The sequence below is a fragment of the Actinoallomurus sp. NPDC050550 genome, from assembly GCF_040655075.1.
Lineage (GTDB): Bacteria > Actinomycetota > Actinomycetes > Streptosporangiales > Streptosporangiaceae > Actinoallomurus.
Map to the genome: position 1 here is coordinate 37,424 of NZ_JBFAJC010000059.1, position 20,969 is coordinate 58,392.

The 20,969-nt window shown below is 68.3% G+C and carries 16 protein-coding genes; 13 read left to right on the forward strand and 3 right to left on the reverse strand.

All coding sequences use genetic code 11. The features are described from left to right. Positions 1 to 168: 168 nt before the first annotated feature. The 5 genes from AB0I04_RS45620 (at position 169) to AB0I04_RS45640 (ending at position 9,372) form a co-directional block, all read left to right on the forward strand. On the forward strand, positions 169 to 2,616 hold the full coding sequence (locus tag AB0I04_RS45620; RefSeq protein WP_360899694.1) for a ricin-type beta-trefoil lectin domain protein: 2,448 nt from the start codon (positions 169 to 171) through the stop codon (positions 2,614 to 2,616). Between the two features lie 357 nt (positions 2,617 to 2,973). Continuing rightward, on the forward strand, positions 2,974 to 4,044 hold the full coding sequence (locus tag AB0I04_RS45625) for an NPCBM/NEW2 domain-containing protein (protein ID WP_360899697.1): 1,071 nt from the start codon (positions 2,974 to 2,976) through the stop codon (positions 4,042 to 4,044). Between the two features lie 284 nt (positions 4,045 to 4,328). Beyond that, complete coding sequence (locus AB0I04_RS45630; RefSeq protein WP_360899700.1) at positions 4,329 to 6,794, forward strand: hypothetical protein; 2,466 nt, start codon at positions 4,329 to 4,331, stop codon at positions 6,792 to 6,794. 11 nt (positions 6,795 to 6,805) lie between these two features. Further along, positions 6,806 to 8,014: a S53 family peptidase gene (locus AB0I04_RS45635; protein WP_360899703.1), complete on the forward strand. Its 1,209-nt coding sequence runs from the start codon at positions 6,806 to 6,808 to the stop codon at positions 8,012 to 8,014. Between the two features lie 23 nt (positions 8,015 to 8,037). After that, entirely contained in the window at positions 8,038 to 9,372 is a 1,335-nt protein-coding gene (locus AB0I04_RS45640) for a hypothetical protein (protein WP_360899706.1), read from the forward strand. A 69-nt stretch (positions 9,373 to 9,441) separates the two neighbouring features. Here the strand turns inward: AB0I04_RS45640 and AB0I04_RS45645 are convergent, their stop codons facing one another. Then, on the reverse strand, positions 9,442 to 9,852 hold the full coding sequence (locus AB0I04_RS45645) for a hypothetical protein (RefSeq protein ID WP_360899709.1): 411 nt from the start codon (positions 9,850 to 9,852) through the stop codon (positions 9,442 to 9,444). A gap of 387 nt (positions 9,853 to 10,239) precedes the next feature. Here AB0I04_RS45645 and AB0I04_RS45650 point away from each other — a divergent pair, with 387 nt between their 5' ends. The 8 genes from AB0I04_RS45650 (at position 10,240) to AB0I04_RS45685 (ending at position 18,836) form a co-directional block, all read left to right on the forward strand. Beyond that, positions 10,240 to 11,280 (forward strand): NAD-dependent epimerase/dehydratase family protein, encoded by a 1,041-nt coding sequence (locus AB0I04_RS45650; protein WP_360899712.1) that lies wholly within the window; start codon positions 10,240 to 10,242, stop codon positions 11,278 to 11,280. Between the two features lie 75 nt (positions 11,281 to 11,355). Beyond that, positions 11,356 to 12,348 carry a UbiA prenyltransferase family protein gene (locus AB0I04_RS45655; RefSeq protein ID WP_360899715.1) on the forward strand — a complete coding sequence of 331 codons (993 nt, stop codon included), beginning with the start codon at positions 11,356 to 11,358 and terminating at the stop codon, positions 12,346 to 12,348. A 63-nt stretch (positions 12,349 to 12,411) separates the two neighbouring features. Beyond that, a complete protein-coding gene (locus AB0I04_RS45660) occupies positions 12,412 to 13,842 on the forward strand; it encodes an aminotransferase class III-fold pyridoxal phosphate-dependent enzyme (RefSeq protein ID WP_360899718.1) in 1,431 nt (476 codons plus the stop codon). A gap of 63 nt (positions 13,843 to 13,905) precedes the next feature. Then, positions 13,906 to 14,943: a glycosyltransferase family 2 protein gene (locus tag AB0I04_RS45665; protein WP_360899721.1), complete on the forward strand. Its 1,038-nt coding sequence runs from the start codon at positions 13,906 to 13,908 to the stop codon at positions 14,941 to 14,943. Continuing rightward, a complete protein-coding gene (locus tag AB0I04_RS45670) occupies positions 14,940 to 15,275 on the forward strand; it encodes a hypothetical protein (RefSeq protein WP_360899724.1) in 336 nt (111 codons plus the stop codon). Before AB0I04_RS45665 ends, AB0I04_RS45670 begins: the two co-directional genes overlap by 4 nt. 67 nt (positions 15,276 to 15,342) lie before the next feature. Continuing rightward, complete coding sequence (locus AB0I04_RS45675; RefSeq protein ID WP_360899727.1) at positions 15,343 to 16,032, forward strand: sulfotransferase family protein; 690 nt, start codon at positions 15,343 to 15,345, stop codon at positions 16,030 to 16,032. A 6-nt stretch (positions 16,033 to 16,038) separates the two neighbouring features. Then, positions 16,039 to 17,595, forward strand: a complete 1,557-nt coding sequence (locus AB0I04_RS45680) for an MDR family MFS transporter (RefSeq protein ID WP_360899730.1) — start codon at positions 16,039 to 16,041, stop codon at positions 17,593 to 17,595. Between the two features lie 146 nt (positions 17,596 to 17,741). Then, positions 17,742 to 18,836 carry an endonuclease/exonuclease/phosphatase family protein gene (locus tag AB0I04_RS45685; protein WP_360899733.1) on the forward strand — a complete coding sequence of 365 codons (1,095 nt, stop codon included), beginning with the start codon at positions 17,742 to 17,744 and terminating at the stop codon, positions 18,834 to 18,836. A 121-nt stretch (positions 18,837 to 18,957) separates the two neighbouring features. Here AB0I04_RS45685 and AB0I04_RS45690 read toward each other — a convergent pair whose 3' ends face one another. Beyond that, the gene (locus tag AB0I04_RS45690; RefSeq protein WP_360899736.1) at positions 18,958 to 19,290 is read right to left on the reverse strand and encodes a hypothetical protein; all 333 of its coding nucleotides are present in this window, start codon (positions 19,288 to 19,290) and stop codon (positions 18,958 to 18,960) included. A 174-nt stretch (positions 19,291 to 19,464) separates the two neighbouring features. Continuing rightward, positions 19,465 to 20,967: a hypothetical protein gene (locus AB0I04_RS45695; protein WP_360899739.1), complete on the reverse strand. Its 1,503-nt coding sequence runs from the start codon at positions 20,965 to 20,967 to the stop codon at positions 19,465 to 19,467. Positions 20,968 to 20,969 lie beyond the last annotated feature (2 nt).

The following is a 20,969-nucleotide window of genomic DNA, read 5'->3' on the forward strand; positions in this document are numbered from 1 at the left end:
CGGGGTGAACGCGGGCGGAGACGCGGCACGTCCGCGGCGCCGGGACGGGATCGCCGTCCCACTCGCCGAAGGTGGCCACAAATTCCATCTTGTCCGAACACAGCCAAACAGGTACAACCAGGACACCAACGAATTTCGCACGCGTTCGCTCACCGCCAGGAGCCCGCCATGCGTCGAATTCTTCGCACCCCCACCCTGCCGGCCGCCAGCGCCAGCCCGATCCCACCGCGCACCTCGTTAGGACAAGGGAGCCGGAACCGCCGCCGTCCCTCCCTCGCCCTGTCGACCGTTCTCGTGCTGATCGGCGTGCTGCTCTTCGGCGCGGAGCGCGCCGAGGCGGCGATCGCGAACAGCCAGCTGCTGAATCCGGTCTCGGGAAAGTGCCTGGATGTTACCGGTAACACCAGCACCGACGGAACCCAGGTGGAGATCTGGACCTGCAACGGAGGCGCCAACCAGCAGTGGACGTCGACGTCCGCGAACGAACTGCGCGTGACGATCGGCGGCGTGACCAAGTGCCTCGACGCGTCCGGGCAGGGCACGTCCGACGGCACGAAGGTCGTCATCTGGACGTGCAACGGCGGCGCGAACCAGAAGTGGAACCTCGGCGCCGACCAGACCATCGCCGGCGCCCAGTCGGGCAGGTGCCTGGACGCCGACGCGGGCGGCACGGCGGACGGCACAATCGTCCAGCTCTGGACGTGCAAGACGCCCGGTGACAACAACCAGCGATGGATTCCGCCGAGCACGTCGACCAGCCTCACGATCAACGGCACCGGCGACGGAAGGGTCTTCGACGGCGTCGGTGCGATCAGCGGCGGAGGCGGCAACAGCCGGCTGCTGATCGACTATCCGGAGCCGCAGCGCTCCCAGATCCTGGACTACCTGTTCAAGCCCGATTACGGCGCGAACGTCCAGCTGCTCAAGCTGGAGATAGGCGGCGACGCCAACTCCACCGACGGCGCGGAGCCCAGCATCGAGCACACCCGCGGGACCGTGAACTGCAACGTCGGGTACGAATTCTGGCTGGGCGAGCAGGCCAAGGCCCGTAATCCCGATATCAAGCTGTACGGGCTGGCGTGGGCCGGCCCGGGCTGGATCGGCGGCGGCAACTGGTGGTCGCAGGACGCGATCGACTACCTGACCTCCTGGCTGGACTGCGCGAAGAGCCACGGTCTCACCGTCGACTACCTCGGCGGCCGCAATGAGAAGGGCCACGACAAGACCTGGTACGAGAACCTCCACCGGGCCCTCGCCGACCGCGGATACGGCAACGTCAAGGTCGTCGGCGACGACACCGGCTGGAGCGTCGCCGACGACATGGCGGCCGACCCGGCCTTCAACGCCGCCGTCGACATCGTGGGCGTCCACTATCCGTGCGGCTACCTCTCCGACTCGACGACCTGCGACTCGACCGCGAACGCGCTCGCCACCGGCAAACAGCTGTGGGCGAGCGAGAACGGCTCCCTCGACATCGACGGCGGTGCCGCCGCGCTGATCCGCTCCATCACCAGGGGCTACATCGACGGCAGGATGACCGCCTACCTCAACTGGCCGGTGGTCGCCGCCCTCACGCCCAACCTGCCTTACGCGACCGTCGGACTCGCGGTCGCGCCGTCACCCTGGTCCGGCTCCTACCGGCTCGGCAAGGAGACCTGGGCGATGGCACAGGTCACGCAGTTCGTCAAACCCGGCTGGCGGTTCATCGACTCCGCGAGCGGATACCTCGGCGGCGCCCGCACCAACGGCAGCTACATCACGCTGAAGAACGGCACCGACTACAGCACGATCATCGAGACGGCCGGCGCGAGCACCGCCCACACCCTCAACGTCACGGTCACGGGCGGCCTGTCCACCGGCACCGTCCACGTGTGGGCGACGAACCTGAACTCGGGCGACTACTTCATCAGGCAGCCCGACCTCGCGCCGTCCGGCGGCGGCTACCAGCTCACCCTCCAGCCCGGTTACATCTACTCGCTCACCACCACGACCGGACAGGCCAAGGGCACCGCCGCCGGCCCCGCCCAGCACGGCCTCGCCCTCCCCTACCGCGACGGCTTCGACACGTACGGGACCGGTTCCGAAGCCAAGTACGTATCCGACATGCAGGGCGCCTTCGAGGCACGCGCCTGCCTGAACGGCCGCAGCGGCAACTGCCTGCAACAGGTCGCCCCGGTCAAGCCCATCGAATGGCAGGGGGACAGTGACGCGTACGCCCTCGTCGGTGACACCGCCTGGGCGAACTACACGGCATCGGTCGACGTCGACCTGCAGCAGGCCGGAACGGTCAAGCTGATCGGCCGGGCCGGCGCCCAGTCCCGTCCCCAGGATCGGCAGGCCGGCTACGAGTTCCGCATCAACGACGGCGGCTCGTGGACGCTCGGCAAGCGCGACACCGGCGGCACCCTCACCACCCTGGCGAGCGGTACGACCACGGCCCCGGGCCTCGGCCGCTGGCACACGCTGGCCCTCAGCATGCAGGGCAGCACCATCGCCGCGAAGCTCGACGGCGCCACCCTGGGCACGGTCACCGACGGCACCTATACCTCCGGCCAGGTCGGTTTCGGTGTCGCGGGCTACCAGACCGACCAGTTCGACAACCTCTCGATCAGCTAACCGAGATTCCCCTGGAGCCCCAGTGGCCATCTCCAGGCCGGCTCGCCGCCCAGCGCCACAAGGCGATGGGCGACGTGCTGAAGGCCACCGGCCGACCGATCGTCTACAGCGTCTCTGATTGGCTAAGCGATCCCGAGGAATCGTTCCGACTGGATGCCGGGCATGATGCCAATCGTCTTCGTGCCCTGGTGTCGGCAGAAGCGCCGACCCGCGTGGCACGCCCCTCCGGACGCTGTCGGTCCAGCCTGCACAGCTATCGGACCGAGGAGGGTGCCCCGCGTCGCCTGGGCACGGGGCGTGCTGATGTCAGAACGATACCACGAGATCACCAAGAGTGACTAAAAGAAGAAGTGAGCCTTGCGACTGGGGGAGGAATCGCCCTGGGTGTTCGGCCCGGGCACGGGCGGCAGCCTGTGGCGGACGACCGGCGACATCAGCGACTCGTGGTCCAGCATGACCTCCCTGCTGGACCAGCAGGCGGGGCTGGAGCTCTTCTCGCACCCGGATGCCTGGAACGACCCGGACATGCTCGAGGTCGGCAACGGCGGGATGACCGACACCGAGTACCGCGCGCACTTCTCACTGTGGGCGCTGCTCAACGCCCCGCTGATCCTCGGCAACGACCTGCGCTCGATGAGCGCCGCCACCAAGGCCATCATCACCAACCCCGACGTCGTCGCGGTCGACCAGGACTGGGGCGGCTCCCAGGGCCGCCGGATGCGCGACCTGGGCGGCGGCCTGCAGGTGTGGGCGAAGCCGATGTCGGACGGCTCGGTGACCGCCGTACTCCTCAACCGGTCCGGATCGGCCGCCACCATCACGACCAGCGCCGCCGAGCTCGGGCTGGGCGGGTCCAGCTCGTACGGTCTCAAGGACCTCTGGAGCGGAACCACCTCGACCACGTCGGGGACGATCTCGTCGAGCGTGCCGAGCCACGGCGTGGTGATGTACCGGGTCACGCGGTCCGGCACCCTCGCCGCCCCGCGCGCCGCCGGCACCTACCAGGTCAGCGACCTGACCTGGCTCGCCGACAGCAACGGCTGGGGCCCGGTGGAGCGCGACCGATCGAACGGCGAGCAGGCCGCGGGCGACGGGCACACGCTGACCATCGGTACGACGACGTACGCCAAGGGCGTGGGCGCCCACGCCGACTCGGCCGTACACGTATGGCTCGGCGGCACCTGCAGCCGGTTCACGGCGGACGTCGGAATCGACTCCGAGGTCGGCTCCGGCCACGGCAGCGTCCGCTTCGCGGTGTACGGTGACGGCCGGCTGATCACCTACACCGACGTCAAGTCGTACGGCGCGGCCACGAACCTCGTGGCTCCGGTCGGTGGTGCCCGCACGCTCGAGCTGCGCGTGACCGACGCCCGCGACGGCATCGACTACGACCACGCCGACTGGGGCAACGCCTCCATCACCTGCTGATCTCCGATGTCCACCGGCCCGTGCCCTGACCCCGCCCCAGGGCACGGGCCGGCGCGCGCCGCGCCCGGATCGGGCCGGGGCTGGCGGGAAGACGACGTCGGCAGATCCCCGCCACACCAAGATCTTCCAATTGCCGGATCTCCGGTACATGCTGCGGATGATCATTTTCCACCGGCCGGGCGGGGGCACCGATCGGGCGCGGTAAGGAGTCACCGTTCATGCACTGGTCAGAACCTCCTGGGCGCAGAACGCCGAGGCCGACGCGACGCCGGAAGAGGGGCTGGTTGCTCTCCGCCACGCTCGCGGCGGCGCTCCTGGCATGTGGGGGTGGTTCCGCGGCGGCTCTCTCCGGCAAGAAGACCGCACCCACCGACCCGGCCGGCCCGCTGAGCGTGCTGCCGTCGGCGTCCGCGGCCCAGGTCGCCGCGACCGCCGGCGGGCGCGGCGGCACGACCGTGACACTGATCACCGGTGAGCGCGTTCACGTCAGCGGCGCCGCGGGTCAGCAGCAGGTCTCCGTCACCCCGAGCGCGTCGGGCGCCGTGCCCCTGGTCGACACGTTCACCGTGAGCGGCGACCTGTACGTGGTGCCGCGTGACGCGGGACCGTACCTGGGAACGCTGCTCGATCGGCGGTTGTTCGACGTCAGCCTGCTGACCCGGCTCGGCCTCGACGACGCTCACCAGAAGGTCGTCCCGGTCACGGTCGCCTGGAACGCGGATCGGCATCCGGTCGCCGCGCCGGGAGTCACCGCCCCCATCAAGGGGAGGACGACCTCGGGCACCGTCGACAAGGCACGGGCCACGGCGTTCGGCGCGGCGCTGGCATCCAGGTTCGCCGCCGACCGGCATGTCCCCGCGGGGCGCGTACCGGCCCGGGTCACCGGGAAGGCCGGTGGCCTGGACGAGGTGAACGCCGTCTCGCTCGCCACGCCGACCGGGCCGGCACCGCTCCTCCCGGCAGCCGGTGATGCCGGGAGGCCAGCGAGCGGCCGGGCGGCGCCGCCGGCCACGGTGGGCGGCACGCCGGACGGCGCTGAGGCCGCGACGAGCGGGGTCCGGCTGTACACGCTGACGATCGACGCCATCGAGCGGGACGGTCAGCCGGGATACGCGCGGATCGACGTCCAGAACCTGGACGACCTGCGGCATTACTGGAGCGTCAGCTGGGCGAGCCCGGACCAGCCGGTCGCCTTGAGCGTGCCGGCCGGCCGGTACAGCATCGAGGCGTTCGTCGGGACGCCGCTCGCCTCGTCGCTGTACCAGACCTCGACGTTCGTGGCGCTGCCCGACGTCGCCGTTCACCGGGACCGGTCGGTGACCGCCGACGCGCGCACCGCCGAACCGATGACGATCAAGACGCCCCGGCCCTCCGAGACGGGGATGGTCGGCCTCGGTTACACGCGAGAGGGGGCCGACGGCCGGGAGTTCGCGGGTACCGTCCTCGGGTTCGGCCGGTCCGAGCTGCTGCAGGTGTTCGGACCCGGGCAGGAGTACCCGGATCTGCGCGCCTTCGCGACGCCGACCGGCGCGCACGGCGTCGGGACTCTTCATTTCGCGGATTCGTGGCTGCTCGAGCCACCGGGTCGAGGTTTCGGCGCGAATCCCGCCTACGCCTACTACCTGGACTACGCCGGCGACAGCGGCGTGCCGAAACGGCTCGACCACGACCTCGGCGCCGGCGATCTCGCCACGGTCCAGGAGAACTACGCGGCCGACCGGCCGGGTCAGGGGGCCGAGTTCTTCGCACCCCATCACTCCTGGAGCCCGTACGACGCCTACCTCAGCGTGTACAACTTCGCCCTCCCGGGGACGCGCACCAACTACTTCGGCGGCACGGGTTCGCCGGTCTGGCAACCCGCCGTCTTCGACGACGTCAACGACTCAGCGGCGTCGGTCGTCGGCACCGCCCGCGCGTACGAGCCCGGCCGGCAGACGAGCGAGAACTGGCTGCGCGGCCCGCTGGTGCCCACTCCCACAGCCGAGTCCGGGCTGGTGGCTCCCAGCGCCGCCGCCGAGGGCCACGGCTTCATGTGCCCGGTGTGCCGGCAGGACGACAATATGTCCTTCGACGTCACCGACTACGGCGACGCGGCGGGCCACTGGGCGTATCTCCCGAGAGCGGGCGAGGACCTGAAGTTCTACCGCGACGGCGTGCTGACGCAGGAACAGCCGCGCCCCGGCGGCATCTTCCCGATGCTCCCGGGCAGTGCCTCGTACAAGATCGATTGGGTCACGCATCCCGCCCCGACCGGGTCGCCGCTGGATTCCACGGTGGAATCGGTGTGGGCGTTCACGTCGCGGCGCCCGCACCGGCCGGACAAGCTCCCATCGTTCGACTATTGCGGTCCGGACGTCAGCCGCGGATGTTCGCTGCTCCCGCTCGTCTTCGCGGGCTACGACCTCGATGTCGACCAGTCGGGCCGGGCGCCGGCGGACCGGCCGGAGACGTTCCGGCTCGCCGGCTACCACCAGGCGCATGAGACGAACGCCTCGCCGGTGACGAAGGCGGCGGTCGAGGTCTCCTTCGACGACGGAGCGACCTGGACCGCGGTCGGTGACGTGCGGGCGGACCACGGCGGCTTCGCGGTGACGGTGCCCGCCGGCCCGCCCGCGGGCGGGAAGTCCACCGGTTACGTCTCGCTCCGGACCGCGTTGACGGACAGCTCCGGAAGTGCGCTGTCTCAGACGATCATCCGCGCCTACGCGCTGCCCACGTCCGCCGGCGCCGCCCGGTCCCACGGCCGGTGAGGAGATCCCCGATGAACCGACGTCAATCTCCACGCCGCGGCGCCCTGCTGGGCACGGCCGTCTGCGCGGCGGCCCTGCTCGCCGGCGGCAGCACGCGCGCCGACACCGGCCCCCGGCCCGCGGACACGAGCACCGCGGCCCCTTCCGTACGTAACGCCTGCGGCACGCCCTCGCCGGGGCGCCCGAGCTGCATGGCGGTGGTGCGCACCTCGGGACCCGCCGGACCGGCTCTGGCCGCGACGAGCCCGGCCGGATACGGGCCCGCGGATCTGCAGGCCGCGTACCGTCTCACGTCGGCGGCGAAGGGCGGCGCCGGACAGACCATCGCGATCGTCGACGCGTTCGACGACCCGAACGCCGAGGCGGACCTGGCGGTCTACCGCCGCCAGTACGGGCTGCCGCCCTGTACGGAGGCCAACGGCTGCTTCCACAAGGTCAACCAGCGAGGCGCCGCCACACCGCTCCCCTCGCCCGACAGCGGGTGGGCCCTGGAGGAGTCGCTGGACATCCAGATGGCCTCGGCCGTCTGCCCGAACTGTCACATCCTGCTGGTCGAGGCGGACGACAACCAGGACGAGAGCCTGGGGGCCTCGGTGGACACCGCCGCCAGGCTGCACGCGAACGCCATCTCCAACAGTTACGGCGAACCCGAGTACGTGGGGGTGGCCCGTATGGAGGGCCACTTCGACCACCCGGGCATCGCCGTCACCGCGTCATCGGGCGACTCCGGACTCGGCGTGGGCTATCCGGCCGCGTCCGCGCACGTGATCGCGGTCGGCGGGACGACGCTCTGGCCCGCGGACAACGCGCGGGGCTGGCAGGAGACCGCCTGGTGGGGAGCCGGCAGCGGATGTTCGACCCAGATCGCCAAGCCCGCCTGGCAGACCGACAAGGTCTGCACGCACCGTACGGTGGCGGACGTGGCCGCCGTGGCCGACCCCTTCACCGGTGTCGCGGTCCATGACACGTACGGCGTCGGCGGGTGGGTCACCGTGGGCGGAACGAGCGCGTCGTCACCGATCATCGCTGCCGTCTACGCCCTCGCCGGGAATGCCGCGACGGTGAACGCCGCGGCGTTCCCCTACGCCCATCGCGCGCGGCTCTTCGACATCACGAGCGGCACCAATGCCGGCTGCTACCCGGCCTATCTCTGCACGGCCGGACGCGGCTACGACGGCCCGACCGGACTCGGCACCCCCAACGGCACAGACGCCTTCTAGGCTCCGAACGAAAGATGTTCAAGATGAGGATTCTTCCGTGGCGGAAGCCCGGGACCTCGGCCCGGTCGGCCATCACCGCGATGTCGCTGGGCATCGCTTTGATCGCCGTCCCGGCCGGCGCGGTGTCGGCGGACACGCCCACCGCCTCGCGAGCGGCGAGTGCCGCGAGCTCGTGCCATGCCACCTGGTCGGCCGTCGAGGCACCGAACAACGCCGAGGCGTTCAGCCTGAGTTCTTCGAACTCCGGTCAGTCGTACACCAGCGCCCCGATCGGCGCGGTGGACGTCCTGTCCGACCACGACGTCTGGATCGCGGCCACCGACAGGACCTGGACGCAGGCTCCTTATCCGTCCGGCAACAACATCTCCGACCTAGAGCGCTATGACGGGTCGAAATGGGTACGAAGCCACGGCCCCAGCGTCCCGCTCGACCCGGGCTCCGGCGCGGCGACGCTGACCAGGCTGAGGTTCGATTCGCCCGATGACGGGTGGGCCGCCGGCTATTACATGGGCGCGCCCTTCAGCCCGCTGGTCGAACACTGGGACGGCACCCGGTGGACGATCAGTCCGGCGCTGAGCTATCCGGCCCAGCAGGATCCGGGCGGGACGGTGACCGGCCTCGCCGCGTTCTCGGCCACGGACGCCTGGATCAGTGTCGCCCGGCCCCTCGGCGGCAACGGCCTGCACCCGAGCCTGGTGGAGCACTGGGACGGTAAGTCCTGGACCTACGTCGACTATCCGCTCGCCCAGACGTCGGCCGTCCCCGTCGTGACCGCGCTGTACGGCCGGGCCAAGAACGACATCTGGCTCGCGGCCGGCGTCCAGGGCGGCGGCGAGGACGCCATGCACTGGGACGGCGCCAAGTGGTCCGTCGTGCCGATGCCCCTGCCCACGGGCGCCGGCAACTGGACCATCGCCGGCTTGTCGGCGACGTCCGCTCACGACCTGTGGGCGGTCGGCGCCTGGAAAGGACCGAACGGCATAGCGCCGCTGACCGAACACTGGGACGGCGCCAAGTGGACGATCCTCCCGGCGCCGGTCCCGGGCAACTCGCCGGTCGGCACGCTCTCCTCGGTGGCCGCGATCTCCCCCTCGGACGCCTGGGCGGTCGGCTCCTACAAACAGGGGACCACACCACCGGGTAATGGGGGCGCCAACCTCATCGAGCACTGGGACGGGCAGAAGTGGACGGCGGTGACCGCCCCCGGCGGCTCCCCGGCCGACTCCGCAGTCCTGTCATCGGTCTCCGCAGGCTCCGCCACGAACGTGTGGGCGGCCGGGCACATGGAGGTGCCGAGCGCCGCCGGTTCCTCGACGGCTCCGCAGCTGTTCCACTACGGCTGCGCGACGGCGCGGTGACCGCCGACAACGAATGAGGCCCGGCCGGGGCACCTCCCGGCCGGGCCGCCGTCATGGCCGGCCATGGACTCACTGCCGAGTGTTGACACCCCTTACCGCCGCCAACGGCTTGCGTAGCCGGGTGCGCAGCAGCCATCCGCCGGCGACCGCGAAGGCGAGCGCTGCCACGACGATCGGCCAGATGCGCCGCCGAGGGGGGTCTCGCCATGGGCTCCCGCCGGCAGGCTGGTCCCCCTCCGCAGCGGGTGCGGGGACGCCGCACGTCTCCGGCGACGCCTGAGCCGGCACGTCGCGATCAGGAGCACCGCTGTCGGCGATCGCGTCCAGCTCGGCGGCCGTCTGCAGCCACCGTTGCCGCCATTTTGTCCAGTCGCCGCCACAGACACGTACGAACTCGCGCACCACCCTTTCGGTCGGCAACTGGTAGCCGGCCGTCGCGGCGGCGAGTGCGCTCTTGGATACCTCGCAAGAGTGCGCCATCTTCCAAAACGGCAGGTCACCCGCCTCAGCCCGCAACGCTCGCAACTCGCATGCGAACCGCTCTACCGGGCCCAACTTCGGATCCACCGATCGCATCCGTCGCCCCATGTCACTCCCCGTACTGACTGTAACTGGACAAAACGGTCACCATAATTGTCCACATCGCTTCATACTGGACAATCCCTGCGATAGGAAAGGGTCGTGACCTGTCAGATAGCCAGGTATCTCTTGACACGACGCAGCGAATGAGAGCGGGGAAGCCCCTAGATCACGAACACTACACGAAAGTGGTATTGCATTTTGTCAAGCGACGACATCAGCTAAGAGTGATCCGAAGCAAGGCCCCCCGACAGGTCAGATATGAACTGGCAAAGGAAGGTGGTGTGCATGACGGACCGAATCCTCGTTACGGGCAGTAACGGAATGCTCGGCGGCGCTCTCGTACGGCGATTGGCCGCCGACGGCCATAAGGTCCGCGGCCTGGACTTGCGAGCGACGCCCGGTTCACATGAAATGGAAGAATGTTTTGTCGGCGATGTCCGTGACGAATCACTAATGACCAAGGCGGTCGCGGGTGCGGATGCCGTGGTGCACTGTGCGGCCGCGCTGCCGAGCTATCCGGATGAACAGATCAGAAGCGTCATCGTCAGTGGCACCCGAAACGTGCTGGAAGCAGCGTACCGGGCGGACGTTCCGCGGGTGGTCCAGATTTCCTCCACGGCCGTCTACGGGCTACCGAAACTCGTCCCGACCCCGGAGAGCCATCCGCGCAGCCCAGTGGACGTCTACAGCGGCGCGAAGGCCTCGGCGGAGGAAGTAGGTGAGGAGTTCCGCGACCGCGGTCAATGCCTGTCCATCCTGCGTCCGAAGACCTTTCTCGGCCCTGGCCGGCTCGGATTGTTCGCGATGTTGTTCGAGTGGGCCGACGAAGGGCGTAACTTCCCCGTTCTCGGCCGCGGTGACGTCCGCATCCAGATGCTGGACATCGAGGATCTGGTGGACGCGGTCGTGCTCGCCCTGCGCGGTCCCGAACACCGCGTCTCGGGGACGTTCAACATCGGTGCCGAACGGTTCGGCACACTTCGTGAGGACTTTCAGGCCGTGCTCGACGCCGCGGGTCACGGCAAACGGATCGTGTCGCTCCCGGCCAAGCCGGCGCTGACGGCACTCAGCATGCTTCAGCGAGCACGGCTTTCCCCGGTGTACGGACGGCTGCTTCACAAGCTGCTCGCCGATTCCTACGTCAGCGTCGACCTGGCGCGGGAGCAGCTCGGCTTTCGGCCGCAACGGTCAAACCAGGACGCGATCCTGCGGACCTTCGCCTGGTGGAGAGAAGGGCGTGAAGCGAACCAGGCGCGTGGATCCGGCGCCACCTCAAAGGACGCATGGCGGCAAGGGGCGCTCGCGCTCACCAAGGCCTTTTTCTGATCTGCCGCCCCGGAGCCCTTTCCCCGGCGACTTCTCAGCAACGCCCTCCAGTCCTGCCACCACACGGAGACCGCGATGCATACCGTTGACCCGGCCGGGTCGGGTCCGACCGTCCGCGAAGGACGTCGGGCCTCACCTGCGCCGGACCCCACCCCGCATTCACTCGTCCGCGACCTGATCGCCATATCACGTCCGCGGCAGTGGGCGAAGACACTATTGGTCGTTCCTCTTCCTCTGGTCTGCGCGCGAAGCTGGTCGGCCTCGGAGGTTGTAAGGGTCTGCTTGGCGGTCGCGGTCTTCACGCTCGTGTCCTGCGTGACATATGTCGTGAACGACATCGCCGATCGGGAACGTGACAAGAAACATCCGGTCAAACGGATGCGCCCCATCGCCGCCGGCCGGTTTCCGGTGTACGGAGCCTGGCTCTACGCCGCGGTACTGGCGGGCCTGCTCTGCGTGGCGCTCATCGGCTGGCGACAGATCGGCTGGTGGCCGGTCCTCGTCTACCTCGGCATGAACGCCGTCTACAGCCGCGGCCTCAAGCACGTGCCGCTGGTGGATGTGTTCTTGATCGCCGTTGGGTTCCTCCTGCGGCTGATCCAGGGATACCTGGCCATCGGGCAACCGGTCTCCGGCTGGCTGTTGCTCTGTGTCCTCTGCCTTTGTCTCATGTTGAGCCTCGGCAAGCGGAGACACGAACTTGTCACCGTCGGCTCTGGCCACCGCCCCTCGCTGCAGGGCTACTCAGTGGCACTCGTCGATCAGCTGATCCTCCTCAACGCCGCGCTCACGCTCATGGCGTACGTCCTCTATCTCGTCTCCGGCGCGCGATTCGACACGCAGGCGCAGGCCATCGCGTTTCTGTCGATCCCGGTCGGACTCTTCGCCGTTTCGCGCTACCTGCAACTGGTCATCGTTCGGCAGGGCGGCGGCGAACCGGTGGAGACCCTGCTGCGGGACCGAGTCCTCATCGCCGACTTCGCGCTCTGGACCCTTCTACTCGGCACGGCGACGATCGATACCCATTATCCCGGCCTCACCCACGCCCTTTTTGTGTCGAGGCCGTGACTCCAGCGGGTGTCATGCCACGCGAATCCTGATTTCGCCTTCATCGTCGAAGAAAGGTTAATCATGGCCGAACTACTCAGCCTCGACGATACCGAACGGCTCAGCGTCGCCGAGGTGCACAAGCTGTACCGGAAATTCGTGAACCGAAGCCAGGTTTCGCTCATGACGTCGTTCGGCTTCGGCAAGGAACTCGTCGAGCGTGCGGAAGGCCCGTGGATTCATACCCGGGACGGCCGCCGAATCCTGGATTTCACCGGCGGGGTCGGCGTCCTCAACCACGGCCACAACCACCCGCGCATCCTGGCCGCCAGAAAGAAGTTCGCCGAACGTCACCGAATGGAGGTGCACAAGACCTACTTCTCCCCCTATGTCGCCGCTCTGAGTCACAATCTCGCGCAGCTGTTGCCCGGTGATCTCGACATGTCCTTCTTCCCGAACTCCGGAGCCGAGGCGGTCGAGGGCGCGGTCAAGCTGGCCTACAAGTACCATGGCGGCAAGCGGAACACGATCCTGCACGCCGACATCAGCTTCCACGGAAAGTTGCTCGGCAGCGGCAGCCTCACCGGCGGGGCGCAGAACCATTTCGCCTTCCCCGGAATCCCCGGCGTCCGCAGCTTCCCGTACGACGATCTCGACGCCGTGCGGCGGCTCGTGGCCGAGGCCCGAACCGAACGCGGCGACTGCGACGTGTACACCATTCTCATCGAACCCTTCAGCGCCTCCACGATGCGCCGGTGCTCCGAGGAGTTTCTGCGGGGGCTGCGCGAGCTGTGCACGGCCGAGGACATCGTGTTGATCTTCGATGAGATATACACCGGGTGGGGGAAGACCGGCAGCCTCTTCTACTTCATGCGGTACGAGGGCCTGCTGCCCGACGTCGTGACGACATCCAAGAGCTTCGGCGGCGGGAAATCCTCGATCTCCGCCTTCATCGCCAGAAATCCGATCTTCCGCAAGGCATACGACAGCCTCACCGACGCCCTGCTACAGAGCACCAGCACTACGTACTACGGCTTCGGCGAAGAGACCGCGACCGCGATCGAGGCGATCAACATCGTGGTCGACGACGATTATCCGAAGCGCGCACGGGCGATCGAGAATGTGCTCGCCCCCGGCCTGGAGCGCATTCGGAAGGAACACCCGGACATCATCTCCGACGTGCAGGGTGCGGGCGCACTGCACGGGATCCACCTCGACGGCGGCCCGAAGGTGCTCGACCTGGTGGCGAAGCTCGCGCCGGGAGGCATCGCCCGTGACCCGCTGTTCCGCACCAAGTTGATCACGTGTGCGGTCATCAACGCGCTCTACCGGGACCACGACATCTACACCTACTACACGCTGAACGGCCGCAGCCCGCTGGTCGCGGCCCCGCCCCTGGTCTGCGGGACCGCCGAGGTGGAGCAGTTCCTGGATGCCTTTGCCCAGGTGCTCGAGACCGGGCTTTCCCGGCTCCTCACCCGGTTCGTCAAGGAGAAGGTGACGTCCCTGTGGTGACCAAGGCTGTGGTGACCAAAGTCGCGGTGACCGGCATATTCCTCGACAAGGTGGTGTAAGCGTATGACCACGGACGACCGGCCGCTGGTGTCGATCATCATCCCGAACTACAACTACGCCCGCACGCTCGGCATGTGCCTGCGCGCGGCGCTGAACCAGACGTACGGGCCGATGGAGATCCTGGTCGTCGACGACGGCAGTACGGACGACTCGGTGGCGATCGCGCAGGGGCTCGGCGTCTCGGTGATCTCGACACCGGCCAACGGGGGTTGCGCGGCGGCGCGTAATTTCGGCGTGGCGCGCGCCGCCGGCGAGGTGTTGTTCTTCATCGACTCCGACGTGGCCATCGCGCCCGACGCGGTGGAGGTCGCCGTCGCGCAGCTGCGCTCGGATCCCCGGATCGGCGTGGTCTGCGGGATCGAGGATCCCGAGCCGCTGATCCGCGACAGCCTGCTCGAGGAGTACCGGGCGCTGCAGTACCACTACTGGTCGGTCAGCGGCGAGGGCAACGTGACGTTCCTCTTCCCCGCGATGTGCGCGATGCGCAGGGAGGTCTTCGACGAGATCGGCCCCTTCAACACCCGGCTGCGGCACACCGAGGAGGTCGACTACGGCTACCGCGTGTCCCGCCGCTACGACCTGCGGCTCACCTCCGCCATCAGCGGCCGGCACGATCACGACGACAGCCTCCGCGTACTGCTGCGCAAGCTCTTCCACCGAGGCCGGATGCGAATTCCGCTGTACGCGCGGGCGCAGGCCTTCGCGCAGGGCTTCGAGACCCGATGGCGCGCGTACGGGAGCGTGGCGGCGCTGGCCGCGTTGGTGTCGGTGGTGGTCCCGGTGGTGTTCGGCGCGGCCTGGTGGGCGGTTCCGGCGCTGCTGTTCGCCGTGTCGGTGCTGTGCGACGCGGGCCTGTACGCCTTCGTGGCGCGCCGCCGGTCAATCGCCTTCCTGGGATACTTCGTCGTGATCCACTTCCTGGTGAACGTGACGATCGCGACCGCGGCGGCGACCGGCGTGCTGCAGTGGCTCACCTCCGGCACCTTCCGGCGGCTCTACGACCCCGCCCCCGGCGGCGCGCTGGAAGAGGCCGGAGCATGACGCGGCCCGCCGAGGCCGATGCTTCGGCGGCCGATCATAGGACCGCATCGCCGTCGCGCAGCCGATGGTGCCGGGCGACGTGGGCGCTTGTCGGTACGGCGACGGTCTGGCTGCTCGTCGTCCTGACAACCCGTCTGTTCAGTGGGCGTTGGTGGCTGTTGACGCCATTGGATGACCTGCCACCTCTCGCCTACGTGACCGTACCGGTGATGCTGCTCGTGGCCATACCTCTTGTACGCGTCATACGAGCACCCATACCGAAACGGCCGCGCCTGCTCATCGTGGCCATGGCACTCGCCGCCCTCGCCCTGGCCTTGCCAAGGGTTTTTTGATCTCCTTCACGCAGCCTCAATGACATCGATCTCCAAAAAGCAGTCATTCACCGGCAAGGAGTAGACGATGGTGCGTGTCGTATGTACCGGGCTCGGCCGAACGGGGACGAACTCCATCAAGGCGGCGCTGGAGCGGCTCGGCTTCGGGCCGTGCCTGCACGCGGTGGATATATTTGCGAACCCCAAACTGATCCGGCCATTGCTCGGAGCCCTTGAAAGTGGCTCGGCGAACTGGGACGAGGTGCTCGCCGGGTATGAATCATTTGTCGGCGGGCCGGTCTCTACCCGTTGGCGAGAGCTCGCCGAGTATTATCCAGAGGCGAAGGTCATCCACACGATACGCGACCCAGAGCGCTGGCTGGGCAGCATACAAGAGACGCTGTTCAGACGGCGACAGCGCATGAGTTCACTACCGGGCCGAACCGCCGTCCTGCTGTCGTCGATGCTTGGTACGGATTACGCCCCGATGGTCAAGCTCCTGCAGACGACGCTCGAATCGCAGACCTTCAAATCACCGACCGAGCAGACACGAGAACGCGCCATCGAACTGTTCAAGGCGCACACGAATGAGGTCGTCGAGACCATTCCCGCCAGCCGGCTACTGATCTTCGACGTCAAGTCGGGGTGGGAGCCACTCTGCAAATTCCTCGACGTCCCGGTGCCAGCGGAGCCGTTCCCCCGAATGAACGACAGAGCGGAGTACGCCAAGAGTGGCCTCGGAACAGCAGTGCCGTTGCTCCTGCGCCGGACGCGGTGATTGACAATGGTCGCCACGGAGGCGGCAGTCGCCCCCGCATCCAGCAAGCTCGACCGGCGCGTCTATGTGGTGCTGGCCGGGCTGTTGCTCGCCATGCTGCTCGCATCGCTCGACAACCTGATCGTCGGTACCGCGATGCCTCGGATCGTCGGTGAGCTCGACGGCATCAAGCACCTGTCGTGGGTCGTCACGGCGTACCTCCTGACCATGACCGTGTCCGGCCCGTTCTACGGCAAGCTCGGGGACCTCTACGGACGCAAGAAGATCTTCATGTCGGCGATCGTCATCTTCCTGGTGGCGTCCGTGCTGCTCGGTTCGTCGCAGAACATGGCTGAGTTGATCGGGTTCCGAGCCCTGCAGGGCCTCGGCGCCGGCGGCATTGTCGTCGGCGTGCTGGCGATAATCGGTGACCTTGTTCCGCCGCGTGAACGTGGCAGGCTCATGGGCTTCGCCGCGCCGGTCATCGGCGTCGCCACGATCGGCGGCCCGCTGCTCGGCGGGTTCCTCACCGACCACCTCTCCTGGCGCTGGATCTTCTACATCAACCTGCCGCCCGGGATCATGGCGCTCGCGCTGATCGGCACCACGCTGCACCTGCCACACCACAAGATCAAGCACAAGATCGACTGGTTGGGCGCGGTCCTGCTGATCGTCGCCGCCTCCGCGTTGATGCTGGTGCGGAGCTGGGGCGGTTCGCACTACGGCTGGGGCTCCTGGCAGATCATCGGTCTTGCCGTCATCGGCGTCGTATCGACACCGCTGTTCGTGCTCGTCGAGCGTCGCGCGCCGGAGCCCATGCTGCCGTTCCGGCTGTTCCGGAACCGGAACTTCAGTGTGGCCGTGTGGCACGGCTTCCTCATCGGGTTCGCGATGTTCGGTGCCGTGGCATTCCTGCCGCTCTACCAGCAGACCGTCCAGGGTGCGTCCGCGACGAACAGCGGGATCCTCCTGCTTCCGATGATGTTCCCGATGTTCGTCGTCGGCCCGCTCGTCGGGCAGGTCATCAGCCGCACCGGGCGGTACAAGATCTTCCAGATCCTGGGCGGGGCGGTGCTGACCGTCGGCATGTTCCTGCTCACCCGGCTCGACGTGAGCACCACGAAGCTCACATCCGGGGCGTACATGGTGGTGTTCGGTATCGGCATGGCGATGTCGATGCAGCTGACCATGCTGATCGCACAGAACAGCGCAGAGCAGCGCGACATGGGCGTGGCGAGCAGCACGTCGAACTTCTTCCGCTTGATCGGTGGTGCGTTCGGGGTGTCGCTGTTCGGCGCGATCTTCAACAATCGGCTGGCCGCCGCGCTGTCCGGGATGCCGGACGCCGGCGTGCTGCCGAGCGGTGGCAGCGCGAAGCTCGACCCGGACGCGCTCTCGAAGGTCGCACCCCAGGTAAAGGGGCCGCTCCTCGCTGCCATCGCCGACGCCATTCACGACGTCTTCTGGTGGGGCCTGCCGTTCACCGCACTGGTGTTCGTGATCGGCTGGGTATTGAAGGAGGTTCCGCTGCGGACCTCCGCCGGGCGCGCAGGAGAGCACCTTTCCGGCGAGGTACCAGAATAGCCGCACGAACCCGTTTCGTGCGCTAATGCGGGAATTGAATGGCGAATCGCCGTACGCCCACGCCGACGGCCCTTGTTTTACTTTTTCTTTGACTAATGTGTGATAAATAAGCTAAGTCCGGACGCCAATTTGCTCCTGGAGGTAGTATGCAGATGGAGCGCGCAGGACTATTCCCGCGCTGGGCGGCACGGTTGGCGGTCGCCATGTCGGTGGCCTGGCTTGCCAACGCCGTCTTGCACCGGCTGTTCAGTGGACGGTTCTGGCTGTGGGTCCTGCCCGACCTGGCACCTCCGCCGGTCTACATGGTGGTGCCGCTCGCGTTGCTCGCGGCGGCCGCGGTGGGCCTCTTCCGCGGGCCGCGCCGGTGGGCGATGGCCGTCGCCGGCACCGCCGTGGTGGCGCTGATCCTCGGTTTCGGCCAGGCCGGGCTGAACCCACGGGCGCTGGCGGTCAGCGGCCGGGCGCCGGCCGGAGCGCTGCACATCGTGTCCTGGAACACCGAGTACTGGGACCAGACCGATGACCCCGCCCACTTCTACCGCTACCTCACCGCCCAGCATGCCGACGTCTATCTGCTGCAGGAGTACCTGAACTGGGTGAACAACGGGCCGCAGCCGGTCGACGACCTGACCAGGCTGCGGAAGGAGTTCCCCGGCTACCAGATGGCGATCAGTGGTGAACTCGTGACGCTCTCCCGGTACCCGATCATCGCCACTCCCCCCATCGCGACTGCGTGGCCCGTCGACTCGTCCTGGTACTCCCAGTTCCAGGCGCGGAAGGTGCTGCGCACCGACCTCGACGTCGGCGGCCACACGCTGTCCGTCTACAACGTGCACATCCCCGTCCAGCTCGGCCAAGGGGGGCTTCTCGACACCTCCTTCTACCGCGACGTGCACACCCGGGTGCGGCACCGCACCGCCGAGTTCAGCGCACTGCGCCGCGACGTGGCGGCCAACCACAACCCGAAGCTGATCGCCGGCGACTTCAACACCACCCCGTCAATGGGGGACGTCAGCTGGTTCCGGTCCCACCTGAGCGACGCGGTGCGCGCGGACGGCTCGCTCTATCCGGCGTCGTGGCCCGCGTTCGGGCCCACGGTATGGCGGCTCGACTGGGCGTTCACGACCGGCCTTCACACGTACCGATACGACTTTCGCAGTCCAGAGGGGATGTCGGACCACCGCGCGCAGGATCTCTGGCTCTCACTGCGTTCAGACCCGGGCCAGAAGGGCCGAACGTGACGGCGCGGTGACCACCGAAACGAATAAGGCCCGGCCGGGGCTTCTCCCGGCCGGGCCACACTCCCTCGGCGATCCGGTCCTGTACCCGTAAAAGTAGAGCCGGGGCCCGGTCAGCCGTGGACTAGTCGCAGTGGAAGCCGCGGACCCAGACCGGGAGCTCGGCGAAGCCGGAGTGCTGCCCCTCGTGTGCCCGGCAGGTCACGGTCTTCTCGGTCCCCTCGTGAGTATGGCCGCTGATCGTGAAGACACCGTGGATGGGGCCGCGGTGCGTGGCGCCGTGGAACGGGAAGCAGTTGACCTGGCCCATCCAGGCGCCGTTTTCGTGGGAGTGCAGCATGTGGCAGTGGTAGCCGGGGACGGGAGGCTGAGCCGCGCTGGCGACGGCCGGGCTGACGCCGGCACCCACCATGGCGGCGGCCAGGGTCAGGCCGGACAGCGGAACACGCGTGATCACGGGATCCCCTTTCGGGTGTCTGGGAACTGTGCGATCCCAACGACTATCACACTGAGTAGTCGGGCACCCACTAAGTGTTAGATCCCGGCAGGCCGTGTGCGTGTCGCGTGGATGGAGCCGAGCAGCCGCATGGCTTGCGCGCTGTGGCTCACGGCGCTCATCCGGAACACCGATTCATCGTGATGCGGGGCCGAGCCGCAACGTCGCACGGCTGAACGTTGTGAGGATCCGCTGGTGGGTCTGGCGGGGAAGGGATCGGCTTCCGGGCTCGCCGAGAGGCGTTCCCGGTCGTGCCGGAGCCTCGCCCAGCAGGTCGTCGAGGCCGGCGCGGGCCACCATCAGCAGTCCATGCGTGGCCCGAGTGCAGGTCACGGCGAGCCGGCCGAAGGCCGAATTGAACTCGTCGAGCTGGTCGGCTCCGGAGAGCGGGTGGACGGCGACGGTGATGGCGTTGGTCTGGCCCTGCCAGGAGTCGACGGTCGACGCGAGGAGCACGCCCGCCGGCAGGTCGTACTTGTCCGTGAGGCGGTCGACCATCGCGGTCGCGTCGTCCACGGCCTGGTTGCGCGTGGCGAGGACGACGATCAGGGGGTCCCCGGACGGCGCGTCGGAGGTGATGCGTTCTTCGTTCAGCGGCCTGCCGGCGCCGTCGTACCGTCGTCGGGTGATCGCGAATCCGCTCTCGAGAAGGGGCATGAGCAGGTCCTCGACCACGCCGAGCAGGTCCGGGTCGATGTCCGGTGCCTCGGGTTCGGGGAGGCCGTCGACCTCGAGCAGGGTGGGAGCACCGGTGGCGACGGACGTCCAGACCTCGGCGACGGGCCCGCTCATGGCCGGGAGCTCGATCGCCCGGTCGCCCGCGGCCGCCACGCAGTCCAGCCGGTCCCAGTCACCGTAGAAGGCCCGCCAGAGGGGAAGCTGGGCGGCCGTCGGGCGCCATACCGCGGGGAGGTCGACGGCGAAGGTCTTCTCGTCGTCCTCGTAGGCGGTCGGCCAGGCGCGGTAGGGGTTGTAGCCGGGGTCGCCGCGCCAGGGGTTCTGGCCGGGGTCGATCGGAGGCAGCTGGCCGACGTCGCCGACGCCGACGGACAGCGAAGCCAGCCCCTCGACCGTGGCATAGCGGTGGAGGGGGAGCTGCCACGCCTCGTCGACGAACAGGACGTCGAACGGCAGCGTGGCGTTGACGGCGGGACCGAGGCGGTCGAGCAACCGCTGTGGCTCCCCCCACGCGCCCATCTTGTGCGAGGTTCCAAGGATCACGGCGCACGTCTCGGGGATCGCGCCGGAGGAGGTCGCGACGGTGACGTTGTCGAGCACGTCCTGCGGCACGTCCGGCATCCGGTCCTTGGCCACGAACAGGCAGACCTGGGAGGCGCCCAGCTCTCTCCCCAGGTCGCCGGCGAGCGGGAAGACCTGCTTGTTCGCGAAGGCGGTGACGCCGACCCGGGCGCAGTTCTCATGGGCCAGGGCTTCTTTGACCATGCGCACGAGCGCGTAGGACTTTCCTGCACCGGCGGCGGCGCGCAGCAGGATCCTGTCGTAGTCGGCGGCGCCCTCGAGGGCCGACAGGAGCGCGGAGATGGCTCGCTGTGCGGCCTCGATGTTCCCCTCGGCCGCGGACTCGTGGTGGAGCGCGTCCTCAGGCGGCGCGGCAGAGGCCGAGAAGGTGATCGTCATTG